Consider the following 14217-nt stretch of genomic DNA (forward strand, 5'->3'; position numbering starts at 1 on the left):
GCAGAGAGGGGTGAACCCTTTCGGCGAATTCGGAGCAAGCGGCATATGCCCATTACCCCTCTCTGTCGCTTTCGCGACATCTCCCCCTCAAGGGGGGAGATTAGGGGTTGATACGCCCAATTCAAATGCGGTTGGACAGGCGTACCTACAAAGGATCAGCCCCGCTCCTGCCTACCCTACGCCGCCTTCGACTTGTTCTGGCGGTTTTCGATCAGGTCGTCGACCACGCCGGGATCGGCAAGGGTCGAGGTGTCGCCGAGCGCGGCGAAATCGTCCTCGGCGATCTTGCGCAGGATGCGGCGCATGATCTTGCCGGAGCGGGTCTTGGGCAGGCCCGGGGCAAACTGGATCTTGTCGGGGGTGGCGATCGGGCCGATCTCGGAGCGGACCCACTTGATCAGTTCCTGGCGCAACGCCTCGTCGCCCTCGTGGTCGCTCATCAGGCTGACATAGCAGTAGATACCCTGCCCCTTGACCGGATGCGGATAACCGACCACGGCGGCCTCGGAGACGTAGTGGTGCGAGACCAGCGCGCTTTCGATTTCCGCCGTGCCGAGCCGGTGGCCGGAGACGTTGAGCACGTCGTCGACGCGGCCGGTGATCCAGTAATAGCCGTCCTCGTCGCGCCGGCAGCCGTCGCCGGTGAAATACTTGCCCTTATAGGTGGAGAAATAGGTCTGGATGAAGCGGTTATGGTCGCCATAGACCGAACGCGCCTGTCCCGGCCAGCTATCGATGATGCAGAGATTGCCGTCGGCCGTTCCTTCCAGCACCTGGCCCTCATTGTCGACAAGCTGCGGCTGGACGCCGAAGAACGGCGTCGTCGCCGAGCCCGGCTTCAGGGCGGTCGCACCCGGGAACGGCGTGATCATCATGCCGCCGGTCTCGGTCTGCCACCAGGTATCGACGATCGGGCAGCGCTCCTCGCCGACCACGCGGTAATACCACTCCCAGGCCTCCGGATTGATCGGCTCCCCGACCGAGCCGAGCAGGCGCAGGCTTTGCCGCGACGACTTCGTCACCAGATCGTCGCCGGCGCCCATCAGCGCGCGGATCGCGGTCGGCGCGGTATAGAGGATGTTGACCTGATGCTTGTCGACCACTTCCCAGAACCGTCCGGCATCCGGGAAGGTCGGCACGCCCTCGAACATCAGCGTGGTGGCGCCGTTGGCGAGCGGGCCGTAGACGATGTAGGAATGGCCGGTGACCCAGCCGACATCGGCCGCGCACCAGAAAATCTCGTCCTCGCGATAGTCGAACACATATTCGTGGGTCATCGAGGCCCAGACGAGATAGCCGCCGGTGGTGTGCAGCACGCCCTTGGGCTTGCCGGTGGAGCCCGAGGTATAGAGGATGAACAGCGGGTCTTCCGCCTTCATCTTCACCGGCGGGCAATCGCCCTTGACGGTCTTGATCTCCTCGTGATGCCAGAGGTCGCGGCCGCGCGCCCAGCCGACCTTGCCGCCGGTGCGGCGGACACAGAGCACATGGTTGACCATCACATATTGCTTGGCGGCGATATCGATGGCGAGATCGACATTTTCCTTGAGCTGGATCGGCTTGCCGCCGCGCACGCCCTGGTCGCAGGTGATGACGAAGGTGCTCTCGCAATCGACGATGCGGCCGGCCAGCGCCTCCGGCGAGAAGCCGGCGAACACCACGGAGTGGATTGCGCCGATGCGCGCGCAGGCGAGCATCGCGTAGGCTGCTTCCGGCACCATCGGCATGTAGATCGTCACCCGGTCGCCCTTCTTGACGCCGTGCTTCTTCATCACGTTCGCCATCCGGCAGACCTGATCATAGAGCTGGTTATAGGTGATCTTCTTGTCGATATAGGGGTTGTCGCCTTCCCAGATGATCGCGGTCTCCTCGCCGCGGGTCTTCAGGTGGCGATCGATGCAGTTGTAGGAGACGTTGGTCTGGCCGTCCTCGAACCACTTGATCGAGACCCGGCCCTTGAAGGATGTGTTCTTGACCTTGGTATAGGGCTTGAACCAGTCGATCCGGCGGCCGTGACGGTCCCAGAAGATTTCCGGCTCCTCCACGCTTTCCTTGTACCACTTGTCATATTTCGCAGCGTCGATCTTTGCGCGCGCGCTTGCCGATTTCGGCACGGGATAGGTTTTTGACGACATCGTTTCCTCCTAACGGCAATTCCACGAGAACCGCTTAACCGGGCGGAATTGCGACACAATCAATAGATGGAGCGTTTTCGCCTTTCAAGGAAAGGCGGAAAGGCTCTGAAAACCGGGGCTCCTCCATTGATTCCCATTCATACAGCCTGATTGGACGAGTTCAATAAGACATTGGTCAATTCCCGCCGGATCAATTGCAATTGCGACATTTTGCCTTTATATGAACGCCCATGATTTCCCGGAAATAGTGGCAAACACCCACGGACCGCGACACCGGCGCGGACGATAGAAGGACTATATCCAATGGCGCAAAAGCTGCTCATGCCCAAGGCGACTGCCGTATGGCTCGTGGACAACACGGCCTTGTCGTTCGACCAGATCGCCGAATTGTGCGCTCTGCATCCGCTGGAAGTAAAGGCGATCGCCGACGGCGAATCCGCGCAGGGCATCAAGGGTCTCGACCCGATCTCCACCGGACAGCTTTCCCGCGACGAGATCGAGCGCGCGGAAAAGAACCCGAACCACAAGCTGAAGCTTTCCGAACCGAAGGTGCGGGTGCCGGAATCCAAGCGCAAGGGCCCGCGCTACACGCCGGTTTCCAAGCGCCAGGACCGCCCGAACGCGATCCTGTGGCTGGTGCGCAACCATCCGGAACTGAAGGACGCGCAGATCTCCCGCCTCGTCGGCACCACCAAGTCGACGATCGAGCAGATACGCAACCGCACCCACTGGAACGCGGCCAATCTCGTGCCGATGGACCCGGTAACGCTCGGCCTTTGCAGCCAGATCGATCTCGACCTCGAAGTCAGCAAGTCCGCCAAGGACCGGCCGCTGCCCTCTGCCGACGAGATGGACAATGCGACGCTCGCTTCGGCTCAGGACACCGAAAATATCGGTACGGACAATGACAAGGGCATGTCGGCCGACGAAGTGTTCTCCCGCTTCGCCTCGCTCGGCAACTCGGTCAAGGATGACGACGAGAACGAAGACGACGACCGGTAAGGCATTTCCGGCTGAGGCCGCATCACTGCGGAACCATCGGGGGGGCGAAAGCCCCCTTTTGCTTTCGGGCGGTTGACGAGCGCTGAGCGTTCAGGCGGCGCGCTCATCAAATGCGGCCTGGGCGCGGGTAATTTCGTCGCCGTTTTCCTCGGTCCAGGTGTAGAGCGCGATGACATGGGCGCGCAGCGACTGACCGAGCGCCGTCAGCTCATACTCGACGCCAACGGGCGACGTAGGCAGCACCTTGCGATCGACGACGCCATTGCGCTCGAGCTTGCGCAGCGTGTCGGTCAGCGCTTTCTGGCTGATGCCCTCGAGTTGCTTCTTGATCGCGTTGAACCGGTGCGGACCGAAACCCAGCATGGTCAGAACCATGATCGACCATTTGCCGGAAATCTGGTCGAGAATCTTCCGGTTGATGCAGTCCACCTGAAATTTCGGGCAGTGGGACGGATCATGCGTCACAGGTCACCTCATCTATACCTAGGCAATACATAATGCCTTATTGACACTAAGTCCACAATTTATACCTATGCCGCCAGAACTCCTCCCAAGGCTGCAAAGGAAACCCGAAATGTCAAACTCCGCCCATGAGGCCCTGTTCCGGCCTTTCAAGCTCAAATCGCTCGAGTTGAAGAACCGGATCGTGATGGCGCCGATGACGCGCGGCTTTTCGCCGGAAGGCGTGCCCGGCCAGAATGTCGCTGATTACTACCGCCGCCGTGCCGAGGGCGATGTCGGCCTGATCCTCTCCGAAGGCACCGTCATCGACCGGCCCAACTCCAAGAACCTTCTCGGCATTCCTGATTTCCACGGCGAAAAATCGCTCGCCGGCTGGAAAAACGTGATCGACACCGTGCATGCCGCCGGCGGCAAGATGGGCCCACAGATCTGGCATGTGGCCAACACCATCGCCTCCGCCGATTATCCGCCGAACCCGGACGAGACCGAAAGCCCGTCCGGCTTCGTCAAGCCCGGCGAGAAGCGCGGCCACGCCATGAGCGAGGAAGACATCGCCGATACGATCGCCGCCTATGCCAGCGCCGCGGCGGACGCCGAGCGGCTCGGTTTCGATGTCGTCGAAATCCACGGCGCGCACGGCTATCTGATCGACCAGTTCTTCTGGCAGGGCCTGAACCTGCGCGAAGACCGCTGGGGCGGCAAGACCATCACCGAACGCACCCGTTTCGGGGCGGAAGTGGTCAAGGCCGTGCGCGCGGCGGTTTCCGATGACATGCCGGTGATCATCCGCCTCAGCCAGTGGAAGCAGCAGGACTACAATGCCCGCATCGCCACCACGCCCGACGAGATGGCCGAATGGCTGCAGCCGCTGGTGGATGCCGGCGCGGATATGCTGCATTGCTCGCAGCGCCGTTTCTGGGAACCGGAGTTTCCGGAGATCGACGGCGAGGAAGGCCTGAATTTCGCGGGCTGGGCGAAGAAAATCACCGGCGTTCCAACGATTTCGGTCGGCTCGGTCGGTCTCAACGGCGCCGATTTCCTCGGCTGGTTCGGCGGCGCGGAAGCGAATGCGAAAACGCCCGATCTCGATAGGCTGGTTCGCCGCATGGAGCGCGAAGAGTTCGACCTGATCGCCGTCGGCCGCGCCTTGATTGCCGATCCGGAATGGGTGAAGAAGATCGAGGGCGGCGAGACCGAAACGCTCTCCACGTTTTCACGTGAAACATTGGGCGCGCTGGTCTGAGCCGATCCATTCATGCATCCGCCCGGAAAACCGCCAGCCGATTTTCCGGGCGCGCAAACGTAAACGCAAAAGACCATGCTTGACGAAGAAGACATCAGAACCCGGTTGCTGGGGCTCGAGCCCGGCGAGTTTCACTTTCCCGCACTTTATGGCGAGGGCTGGAACCGGCTTTATATCGGCGACAAGGTGAAGATCGGTCGCGAATTCCTGAACGCCGTACGCAAGGGAAAATTTCCCGAGGTGGAGGACACCGGCCGCAAGAAGGGCGGCGGACGGGTCTATCTCAAGCGCGGCTGACAGCCCGTCAGTCCGAATAATCCCGCTCGCCGAAGATCGCCGAGCCGACGCGCACGCCGGTCGCGCCGAAGGCAATGGCGATCTCGTAATCGCCGGACATGCCCATGGAGAGCTTCGGAACACTGTTTTCAGTCGCAAGATCGTGCAGCAGCGCGAAATGGGGCCCGGGATTCTCGCCTGCCGGCGGTATGCACATCAGCCCTTCGATCGTGAGGCCGAGCTCGTCGCGGCAGAGCGCGAGGAAGGCTTCGGTCTCGCGCGGATCGATCCCGGCCTTTTGCGGCTCGTTGCCGGTATTGACCTGCACATAGAGGCGCGGCGCCCTGCCCTGTTTTGCGATCTCTTTTGCCAAAGCGCGTGCAATTTTCTCCCGGTCGACAGTCTCGATCACGTCGAACAGCTTGACCGCGTCCTCGGCCTTGTTGGATTGCAGCGGCCCGATGAGATGCAGTTCGATATCCGGCGTCTCTTGCTTCAGCGCCGGCCATTTCTTCTGCGCTTCCTGAACCCGGTTTTCGCCGAACACCCGCTGGCCGGCCGCAATCGCCGGCCGGATGGCATCGGCATCATGGGTCTTGGAGACGGCGACGAGGGTAACGCCCGTGCGCTCGGCCTCGTGTTCGGCGGCCTTTATCCGGCCCAGCACCTCTTCCAGATTCTCGCGCACGCCCATATCGTCACACCTCACATTTCCATTGCGGCGTCACCATATTGCAAAGGCCAGCGGCGAGGCAACGGCGGAAGGCCCGTTTCGGGGCCGTTTTGCTTGACGCTGAAGCGCTTTCATGGTGAAGCTCACCGCCAAAATCCCCAAGAAAAAGAACCGAGCAAATCCGACATGGCATCCGAACGTTACAATCCGCGTAAAGTCGAACCCGAGTGGCAGAGCCGGTGGAATGACGGACACGTCTTCGTCACCGACAATGCCGACCCGCGCGAGACCTATTACGTACTCGAAATGTTTCCCTATCCTTCGGGACGCATTCATATCGGCCATGTCCGCAACTATGCCATGGGCGATGTGGTGGCCCGCTACAAACGGGCGCGCGGCTTCAACGTGCTGCATCCGATGGGCTGGGATGCCTTCGGTATGCCGGCCGAAAACGCCGCGATGCAGAACAAGGTCCACCCCAAGGACTGGACCTACGAAAACATCGCCACCATGCGCAACCAGCTGAAATCCATGGGCCTGTCGCTGGACTGGACCCGTGAATTCGCCACCTGCGATGTCGAATATTACCAGCGCCAGCAGCATCTGTTCCTGGACATGCTGGAAAAGGGCCTGGTCTACCGCAAACAGTCCAAGGTGAACTGGGATCCGGTCGACATGACCGTGCTCGCCAATGAGCAGGTGATCGAGGGCCGCGGCTGGCGCTCCGGCGCGCTTGTCGAACAGCGCGAGCTGACGCAGTGGTTCTTCAAGATCACCGATTACGCGCAGGAGCTGCTGGACGCGCTCGACACGCTCGATCACTGGCCGGAAAAGGTCCGGCTGATGCAGAAGAACTGGATCGGCCGCTCCGAGGGCATGATGGTGCGCTGGGATATCGCCAGCGGCGATGCCGGCGGCATGGAAGACATCACCGTCTACACCACCCGGCCCGACACGATCTTCGGCGCCTCCTTCCTGGCGATTTCCGCCGATCATCCGCTGGCGAAGGAAGCCGCGAAGCACGACGACAAGGTCGCCGCCTTCTGCGAGGAGACGCGCCGCGCCGGCACCTCGCTGGCAGCGCTCGAGACTGCCGAGAAAAAGGGCATCGACACCGGCATCACCGTGCGCCATCCCTTCGACGAAAGCTGGGAACTGCCGGTCTATGTCGCCAATTTCGTGCTGATGGATTACGGCACGGGCGCGATCTTCGGCTGCCCGGCCGGCGACCAGCGCGACCTCGACTTCGCCCGCAAATACGACCTGCCGGTGACCCCGATCGTGATGCCGAAGGACGGCGATGTCGCAAGCTTCACAATCGGCGACGAGGCCTATACCGATGACGGCGTGATGATCAATTCGCGCTTCCTGGACGGCATGAGCACCACGGAAGCCTTTGAAGCGATTGCGCAAAAGCTGGAAGCCGAGACTGTGCGCGGCGCGCGGCGCGGCGAACGCAAGATCAATTTCCGCCTGCGCGACTGGGGCATTTCCCGCCAGCGCTACTGGGGTTGCCCGATCCCGGTGATCCATTGCGAGGATTGCGGCGTGGTGCCCGTGCCGAAGGCCGACCTGCCGGTGAAGCTGCCGGACGACATCGACTTCGAAAAGCCCGGCAACCCGCTCGACCGCCACCCGAACTGGCGCGATGTCGCCTGTCCGTGCTGCGGCAAGGCGGCGCGGCGCGAGACCGACACGATGGACACATTCGTGGATTCGAGCTGGTATTACACCCGCTTCACCGCGCCGAACGAGGACGCGCCGACCGATCCGGCCGTCGCAGACCGCTGGCTGCCCGTCGACCAATATATCGGCGGCATCGAGCACGCGATCCTGCACCTGCTCTATTCGCGCTTCTTCACCCGCGCGATGAAGGCAACCGGCCACGTGAACCACGATGAGCCGTTCAAGGGCCTGTTCACGCAAGGGATGGTGGTGCACGAGACCTATCGCCTCGGCGGCAGCGGCACGTCGGGAAGCTGGGTTTCGCCGACCGATGTTCGGATCGAGGAAGCAGACGGTGCCCGCAAGGCGTTCATGGTGGACACCGGCGCTGAAGTGACGATCGGCTCGATCGAGAAGATGTCGAAGTCGAAGAAGAACGTCATCGACCCCGACGACATTCTCGCCACCTATGGTGCCGATACGGCGCGCTTTTTCGTGCTGTCCGACAGCCCGCCGGACCGCGACGTGGTCTGGACCGAGGCCGGCGTGCAGGGCACGTTCCGTTTCGTGCAGCGCATCTGGCGGCTGGTTTCCGAGGCCGCGCCTGCTCTCTCCAGCGTCGAGGCGACAGCCAGCGCGGACGGAAAGGCGCTGGAGGTTTCTCGCGCAGCCCACAAGACGCTGAAAGCCGTGGCCGCCGACATCGAGGCGCTGGCCTTCAACAAGGCGATCGCGCGGATCTACGAGCTGGTCAACGTACTGGCGGCGCCGCTGACGGAAGCGGCCGAGGGCAAGGCGGATGCGCAAATGCTCGGCGCTTTGAAGGAAGCGAGCCTGTTCCTGACCCATTGCTTTGCGCCGATGATGCCGCATCTCGCCGAAGAATGCTGGAAGGCGCTCGGCGGTGAGGGTATGATCTCCATGGCCGCCTGGCCGGCCTTCGATGCCGGACTGACGGCCGACAATGAAATCACCCTTCCGGTGCAGGTGAACGGCAAGAAACGCGGCGAACTGACCGTCGCCCGCGATGCCGATCAGGACAGCATCAAGGCGGCGGTGATGGAACTGGAAGCGGTGGCGCGCGCGCTGGAAGGCAAAACGCCGAAGAAAGTGATCGTCGTGCCGCAAAGGATCGTGAATGTTGTTGTCTGACCGTCTTTTCCGCACCGCTCTGCCGGCAGCGGCCCTTGCCGCGCTGATGGCGCTTTCCGCCTGCCAGGTCCGCCCGCTTTATGGCGGCGCGGAGGGCATGGCTCTGAACGCCAAGATGCACCAGCTCGCCTTCAACACGCCGACCACGCCGGTGGCGCAATATGTACTGAACGACCTGATCTTCATCACCGCCGGCGGGCTCGGCGAGAGCGCCGATCCGAAATACGACGTCAATGTCTCGGCCTTCGCCGTGACATCCGAGGTTCTGGTCGACGATTCCTCCGATACCGCGAGCGCCGGGCGCACGATCGTGACGGCCGATTATTCGCTGCGCCGCCGCTCCGACAGCAAGCTGCTCGCCTCGGGCCGTCGCACGGCGATTGCGCTTGTCGACTTCCCGTCCCAGGAATTCGCCCGCCTGCGCGCCATTCGCGATGCCGAACAGCGCGCCTCCAAGGAAGTGGCCGAGATCATCAACGCCGATCTCGCCATCGCGCTCAACAAGGAGCCGCCCGAGGTTCTGCCGCCCGCCCCTGCCCCGCAATAGACAAGGGCCCCGATGACCGAGATAAAATCCCACCAGTTTGACGGCTTCCTCCGGCAGGATGCCCGCAAATACCGGGTTTTTCTGATCTACGGGCCGGATCGCGGCCTTGTGAGCGAACGCGCCGTGCTGATCGCCAAAGGCACGGGCGTGCCGCTGGATGACGCCTTCGCGGTGATGAAGCTCGACAGCGGCGATATCGATGCCGGGCGGATCATGGACGAGATGGGCGCGATCGGCCTGTTCGGCGGCGAGCGGCTCGTCTGGGCGCGCGCCGGCGGTAATGACAAGGCGCTCGCGGACGTGCTGAAAATGCTGGCCGACAGCCCGCCGGAGGGCGCCTCGCTGATTATCGAGGCCGGGGAGCTGCGGAAGGGCACGGCTATGCGTAAGGCCGCGGAAAGCGCCCGCTCCATTGCGGCGATACCCTGCTATGCCGACGACGCCCGCGCGCTTAACGCATTGATCGATCAGGCTTTATCCGATGCGTCTCTGAGAATTACCCCGCCGGCGCGGCAATTGCTGCTGTCGCTGATCGGCGGCGACCGGCTGGCGACCCGCAACGAGATCGACAAGCTCGTGCTCTATGGCCGGGGCCTCGATGTGATCACCGAGGAGCATGTCGCCGCCGTGATCGGCGATGCCAGCGCGATTTCCGCCGATGATGCGGTGGATGCCGTGCTTTCCGGCGATATGGCGGCGCTGCGCCACGCCATGGCCAAGACCGCCCAATCCAAAACGCCGATTTTCCTGATCCTGAACGGCTGTATCCGGCAGTTTCACTTGCTCGATCAGATGCGCGCCGAGATGGAAAGTAAGCGCCTGCCGGCAAGCCAGGTTATGCAGACCCATGGGCGCCACATCTTCTTCAAGCGCAAGCCGATCTTCGAACGCGCTCTTGGCGCCTGGAACAGCGCGGCTACAGCCCGGGCGCTCAGGCTCTTGGCCGATACCGTGTTGAAGACCCGGCAATATCCCGAACTGGAAGAGAGCATCGCGATGCAGACGCTGCTTTCGCTCTCGCTGCGGTCAAACCGGGCCGTGACGCGGGCCTAGCGTCGGTCTGCTCTCTCTTCAAATACCTGAATTAGAATAGAAAAATTGTGTCATATCAATTTGGCGTGCGATCCAGACGGCGGCACAGATCGTCAAGCTGGTCGAGCGTCTTGTAGCTGATCCGGATCTGCCCGCCATTCGACTTATGGTCGATCACGACCGACAGTCCAAGCCGATCGGAGAGCGTCTGCTCCAGCGCCAGCGTGTCGGCGTCCTTCTGACGCGGCGCCCGGTTGCTCTGGCCGCCACCCTCGATCGCCTTCTGCGCTAGTTTCTCGGCGTCGCGCACCGAAAGGCCGCGTTCGACAATGGTGCGGGCCAGGCTTGCGGGATCGGGCGTGGAGATCAGGGCGCGGGCATGGCCGGCCGACAAAGCGCCTTCGGCCAGCATCGTCTGGACCCCTTCCGGCAGCTTCAGCAGCCGCAGACTGTTTGCGACATGGCTACGGCTTTTGCCGATAATGTCGCCGAGATCGTTCTGGGTATAGCCATGCTCGGCGATCAGCAGCTCGTAACCATTGGCCTCTTCCAGCGGGTTGAGGTCGGCGCGCTGGACGTTTTCGACAATCGCGATTTCCAGTGCGGTGCGGTCATCGACATCGCGGATCAGCGCCGGAACATCGGATAGGCCCGCAAGCTGGGCCGCGCGCCAGCGGCGTTCGCCGGCGATGATCTCGTAGCGTTGCGCGCCGATGGTGCGCACCACGACCGGCTGGACGATGCCGTGCTGGCGCACGGAGGCGGCCAGATCACGCAAATCCGCTTCCTCGAAATGGCGGCGGGGATTGCGCGGGTTTCGGGTGATGAACTCAATCGGAATCCGGCGATCGGCCGTGACCGGCGCATCGGTCTCGGCCGGCTTTTCGATATCGCCGATCAGGGCGGCCAGGCCGCGGCCAAGACGCCGTTTGGAACTGTCATCACTCATTGCATTCACCATGTTTGTCGCGTCAGGCAGCCGCCAGCGCGCGCTCGCGCTGGATGATTTCCGAGGCAAGCTGGATATAGGCTTGGCTACCCTGGCATTTGAGGTCGTAAAGGATCACCGGCTTGCCGAAGGACGGCGCCTCGGAGACCCGGACATTGCGCGGAATCAGCGTCTTGTAGACCTTGTCGCCCATATAGTCGCGCACATCGCTGACCACCTGCTGGGCTAGATTGTTGCGGCTGTCATACATGGTCAGCACCACGCCCTGGATTTCCAGTTTCGGATTGATGGTGCTACGCACCTCTGAAACGGTGTCGAGAAGCTGGCTGAGACCCTCCAGCGCAAAGAATTCGCATTGAAGCGGCACGAGAATGGCGTTGGCCGCGCCCATGGCGTTCATCGTCAGAAGATTGAACGAAGGCGGACAATCGCAGAACACGTAGCGGTAATTGCTGATATCGCTGTGCGACAGCGCATCGCGCAGCTTGAAGACACGGCGGGGGTCGCTGGCGATCTCGAGCTCGAAACCCAGCAGATCGAGCGTCGAGGGAACGATATCAAGATTGGGAACGGCCGTATGCACCGCTGCCTCGGCCACCGTCTTTTCGCCGATCAGCACGTCATAGGCCGAAATTTCGCGCTGATTGCGCTCGATGCCAAGCCCGGTGGACGCATTGCCCTGCGGATCGAGATCAACGATCAGAACCTTTTCGCCGATGGCGGCGAGCGCGGTCGCCAGGTTGATCGCCGTCGTCGTCTTGCCGACGCCGCCCTTCTGGTTGGCGACGGTAATGATCCGGGTTTTTTGGTTCATGATCGTCCCGCCTGTCTTCAAAGAACCGGTGCAAGGCGCGCGATTTCGAGGATTACGGAGCCGGGCTCGACCTTGCTTTCATGTTTTACCAGATCGAACGACCATCGGTCACGCGCTTTGTCAATCTCGCGCTGATAATCCCGCCCCTTGTGGAAAAAGGCCCGAAAGGACGGGTCCGCGGAGAACCAGGGCGCGGCATAATCCAGCAGCTGATCGAGCGCAGCCAGCGCCCGGGCGGACATCAACTGCGGGTGCTCGATCTCCGCCGGCGCGGTCTCGGCGCGGATCGCGTGAACGCTGGCGCGCGCGCCGGTCTCGCGGATCGCGGTGCGCAGGAACGAGGCCTTCTTGTTGTTGCTTTCGACCAGATGCACCCAGCCCTCGCCGGCCTCGGCCAGAAAGATCGCCGTTACGATCCCCGGAAAGCCGCCGCCGCTGCCGAGATCGATCCAGGTCCTGGGCTCCGGCGCCAGCTGAAACAGCTGCGCGCTGTCGGCGATATGCCGATCCCAGATCTGCTGGCGCGTTGACGGCGCGACCAGATTGATGGCGCGCGCCCATTTTTCGAAGTGGCTGACGAAGCGGTCCAGCCGCGCCTCTGTTTCACGTGAAACATCGATCCCATTCAGCTTCATCGCTCAGGCCGCCCGCAGCTTCAGGCGTACAAGCAGCAACGACAGCGCCGCCGGCGTCATGCCGTCAATGCGGCTTGCCTGGGCAATGGTCGCCGGCCGCGCCGCCGAGAGCTTGCCCTTGAGCTCATTGGAGAGACCTGACAGGCTGTCGTAATCGAACTCCAGCGGTATCGCCCGGCCCTCGTCGCGTTGCACTTCGGCGATATCGGCCGCCTGACGATCGAGATAGACGGCATAGGATGCCTCTATTTCCAGCGCGGTTTGCACGGCGTCCGGTATATCGCCAAGCTCGGGCCATATCGACGTCAACCCGGAAAAATCCTGGTCCGGATAGGCAAGCAGCTCATACGCGCTGCGACGCTGACCGTCCTGGTTGAGTTTCAGCCCGTGGCGCGCCGCCTCGTTGGGGGTCAGCGACCGGCCCTTCAGCGCAGCCCTGCCCTCATCAATCGCCGCCATATAGGCAGCGAACTTCTCACGCCGCTCATGCGAGACAATGCCAAGCGCCACCGCCATCGGCGTCAGCCGCTGATCGGCATTATCGGCGCGCAGCGTCAGTCTATACTCGGCACGCGAGGTGAACATCCGGTAGGGTTCGGCGACACCCCGCGTGGTGAGGTCATCGATCATCACGCCGATATAGGAGTCCGTGCGCGAGAAGGTCACCGGCTCGGAGCCGGACGCAAGCATCGCGGCATTCAGCCCCGCCACCAGTCCCTGAGCACCCGCCTCCTCATAGCCGGTCGTCCCGTTGATCTGGCCCGCCAGAAACAAACCGCCGAGTTTCTTCAATTCAAGCGATGCCGACAGTTCGCGCGGATCGACATGATCATACTCGATGGCGTAACCCGGCTGCAGGATCGTCACCTTCTCCAGACCCGGGATGGCGTGGATGAAGGCGTTCTGAACCTCTTCCGGCAGCGAGGTCGAAATGCCGTTCGGATAGACCGTCGGATCATCCAGACCCTCCGGCTCAAGAAAAATCTGATGCCCGTCCCGATCGCCGAAGCGCATGATCTTGTCTTCGACCGAAGGACAATAGCGCGGCCCGACGCCTTCGATCTGGCCGGAATACATCGCCGACAGGCCGATATTCTCGCGGATAATCTCGTGCACCTTCGGCGTGGTCCGGGTGATGCCGCAATCGATCTGCGGATTCCGCACGCCAGTCGTCATGAAAGAAAATGGCGTCGGATCGGCATCCGCGCTTTGGCGCTCCAGCGAATCCCAGTCGATGGTGCGGCCATCGAGCCGCGCCGGTGTGCCGGTCTTCAACCGTCCAAGTGAAAGGCCAAGCCGCGACAGCGTGCCCGAAAGGCCGACAGATGCCGCCTCCCCCACGCGACCTGCGGGGATCTTTTTATTGCCGATATGGATAAGTCCGCGCAGAAACGTGCCCGTCGTCAGCACGGCCGCGGCGCAAGCGAAGCGTTGACTATCACCGAGGATGACCGCCGAGACACGGCCATTGGCGGTTTCGAGATCGAAGACATCGCCTTCGAGAATGTCGAGATTTGCGATCTCGGAGAGCGCCGCCTGCATGGCCAGACGGTAGAGCTTGCGATCCGCCTGGCTGCGGGGTCCGCGCACGGCCGGCCCCTTGCGGCGGTTCAACATGCGATACTGGATCGC

The 14217-nt window shown here is 62.4% G+C and carries 13 protein-coding genes; 6 read left to right on the plus strand and 7 right to left on the minus strand.

Annotation, left to right across the window (positions count from 1 at the left end):
- Nucleotides 1–176 precede the first annotated feature (176 nt).
- Nucleotides 177–2135, minus strand: a complete 1959-nt coding sequence (gene acs / locus B4E36_RS16065) for an acetate--CoA ligase (protein WP_345900565.1) — start codon at nt 2133–2135, stop codon at nt 177–179.
- A 303-nt stretch (nt 2136–2438) separates the two neighbouring features.
- On the opposite strand from acs, the gene B4E36_RS16070 reads away from it, so the two are divergent.
- Nucleotides 2439–3137, plus strand: coding sequence for a DUF1013 domain-containing protein (locus B4E36_RS16070; protein WP_292055411.1), 699 nt, complete (start codon nt 2439–2441; stop codon nt 3135–3137).
- Nucleotides 3138–3227: 90 nt separating this feature from the next.
- Here the strand turns inward: B4E36_RS16070 and B4E36_RS16075 are convergent, their stop codons facing one another.
- Nucleotides 3228–3602, minus strand: a complete 375-nt coding sequence (locus tag B4E36_RS16075; protein WP_292055410.1) for a winged helix-turn-helix transcriptional regulator — start codon at nt 3600–3602, stop codon at nt 3228–3230.
- 109 nt (nt 3603–3711) lie between these two features.
- Here B4E36_RS16075 and B4E36_RS16080 point away from each other — a divergent pair, with 109 nt between their 5' ends.
- Together B4E36_RS16080 and B4E36_RS16085 are read left to right on the plus strand one after the other, a co-directional pair.
- Nucleotides 3712–4842: an NADH:flavin oxidoreductase gene (locus B4E36_RS16080; protein WP_292055409.1), complete on the plus strand. Its 1131-nt coding sequence runs from the start codon at nt 3712–3714 to the stop codon at nt 4840–4842.
- A gap of 75 nt (nt 4843–4917) precedes the next feature.
- Nucleotides 4918–5139: a DUF1413 domain-containing protein gene (locus B4E36_RS16085; RefSeq protein ID WP_292055408.1), complete on the plus strand. Its 222-nt coding sequence runs from the start codon at nt 4918–4920 to the stop codon at nt 5137–5139.
- Nucleotides 5140–5146: 7 nt separating this feature from the next.
- Here B4E36_RS16085 and B4E36_RS16090 read toward each other — a convergent pair whose 3' ends face one another.
- Nucleotides 5147–5812 (minus strand): YggS family pyridoxal phosphate-dependent enzyme, encoded by a 666-nt coding sequence (locus tag B4E36_RS16090; protein WP_292055407.1) that lies wholly within the window; start codon nt 5810–5812, stop codon nt 5147–5149.
- Nucleotides 5813–5977: 165 nt separating this feature from the next.
- Here B4E36_RS16090 and leuS point away from each other — a divergent pair, with 165 nt between their 5' ends.
- From leuS to holA, 3 genes are read left to right on the plus strand one after another with little or no spacing between them, the layout of a single operon-like run.
- Nucleotides 5978–8608, plus strand: coding sequence for a leucine--tRNA ligase (gene leuS / locus B4E36_RS16095; RefSeq protein ID WP_345900566.1), 2631 nt, complete (start codon nt 5978–5980; stop codon nt 8606–8608).
- Nucleotides 8595–9155: a hypothetical protein gene (locus B4E36_RS16100; RefSeq protein WP_292055405.1), complete on the plus strand. Its 561-nt coding sequence runs from the start codon at nt 8595–8597 to the stop codon at nt 9153–9155. Before leuS ends, B4E36_RS16100 begins: the two co-directional genes overlap by 14 nt.
- A 12-nt stretch (nt 9156–9167) precedes the next feature.
- On the plus strand, nt 9168–10208 hold the full coding sequence (gene holA / locus B4E36_RS16105) for a DNA polymerase III subunit delta (RefSeq protein WP_292055404.1): 1041 nt from the start codon (nt 9168–9170) through the stop codon (nt 10206–10208).
- A 55-nt stretch (nt 10209–10263) separates the two neighbouring features.
- Here the strand turns inward: holA and B4E36_RS16110 are convergent, their stop codons facing one another.
- The 4 genes from B4E36_RS16110 to mnmG form a co-directional block, all read right to left on the minus strand.
- On the minus strand, nt 10264–11136 hold the full coding sequence (locus B4E36_RS16110; RefSeq protein ID WP_292055403.1) for a ParB/RepB/Spo0J family partition protein: 873 nt from the start codon (nt 11134–11136) through the stop codon (nt 10264–10266).
- A 22-nt stretch (nt 11137–11158) separates the two neighbouring features.
- Nucleotides 11159–11953 (minus strand): ParA family protein, encoded by a 795-nt coding sequence (locus B4E36_RS16115; RefSeq protein WP_026173573.1) that lies wholly within the window; start codon nt 11951–11953, stop codon nt 11159–11161.
- Nucleotides 11954–11967: 14 nt separating this feature from the next.
- Nucleotides 11968–12585 (minus strand): 16S rRNA (guanine(527)-N(7))-methyltransferase RsmG, encoded by a 618-nt coding sequence (rsmG, locus tag B4E36_RS16120; RefSeq protein ID WP_292055402.1) that lies wholly within the window; start codon nt 12583–12585, stop codon nt 11968–11970.
- A 3-nt stretch (nt 12586–12588) separates the two neighbouring features.
- On the minus strand, nt 12589–14217 hold a 1629-nt coding region (gene mnmG, locus B4E36_RS16125; protein ID WP_345900567.1), incomplete at its 5' end, for a tRNA uridine-5-carboxymethylaminomethyl(34) synthesis enzyme MnmG.

This window comes from Martelella sp. UBA3392 (assembly GCF_002358775.1).
In the GTDB taxonomy this organism is placed as follows: domain Bacteria; phylum Pseudomonadota; class Alphaproteobacteria; order Rhizobiales; family Rhizobiaceae; genus Martelella; species Martelella mediterranea.

Coding starts and splice junctions, on each gene's coding strand:
- rsmG (WP_292055402.1), bottom strand. CDS start 12,585: ATGAAGCTGAATGGGATCGATGTTTCACGTGAAACAGAGGCGCGGCTG.
- B4E36_RS16085 (WP_292055408.1), top strand. CDS start 4,918: ATGCTTGACGAAGAAGACATCAGAACCCGGTTGCTGGGGCTCGAGCCC.
- B4E36_RS16110 (WP_292055403.1), bottom strand. CDS start 11,136: ATGAGTGATGACAGTTCCAAACGGCGTCTTGGCCGCGGCCTGGCCGCC.
- B4E36_RS16080 (WP_292055409.1), top strand. CDS start 3,712: ATGTCAAACTCCGCCCATGAGGCCCTGTTCCGGCCTTTCAAGCTCAAA.
- B4E36_RS16090 (WP_292055407.1), bottom strand. CDS start 5,812: ATGGGCGTGCGCGAGAATCTGGAAGAGGTGCTGGGCCGGATAAAGGCC.
- B4E36_RS16070 (WP_292055411.1), top strand. CDS start 2,439: ATGGCGCAAAAGCTGCTCATGCCCAAGGCGACTGCCGTATGGCTCGTG.
- B4E36_RS16100 (WP_292055405.1), top strand. CDS start 8,595: ATGTTGTTGTCTGACCGTCTTTTCCGCACCGCTCTGCCGGCAGCGGCC.
- leuS (WP_345900566.1), top strand. CDS start 5,978: ATGGCATCCGAACGTTACAATCCGCGTAAAGTCGAACCCGAGTGGCAG.
- holA (WP_292055404.1), top strand. CDS start 9,168: ATGACCGAGATAAAATCCCACCAGTTTGACGGCTTCCTCCGGCAGGAT.
- acs (WP_345900565.1), bottom strand. CDS start 2,135: ATGTCGTCAAAAACCTATCCCGTGCCGAAATCGGCAAGCGCGCGCGCA.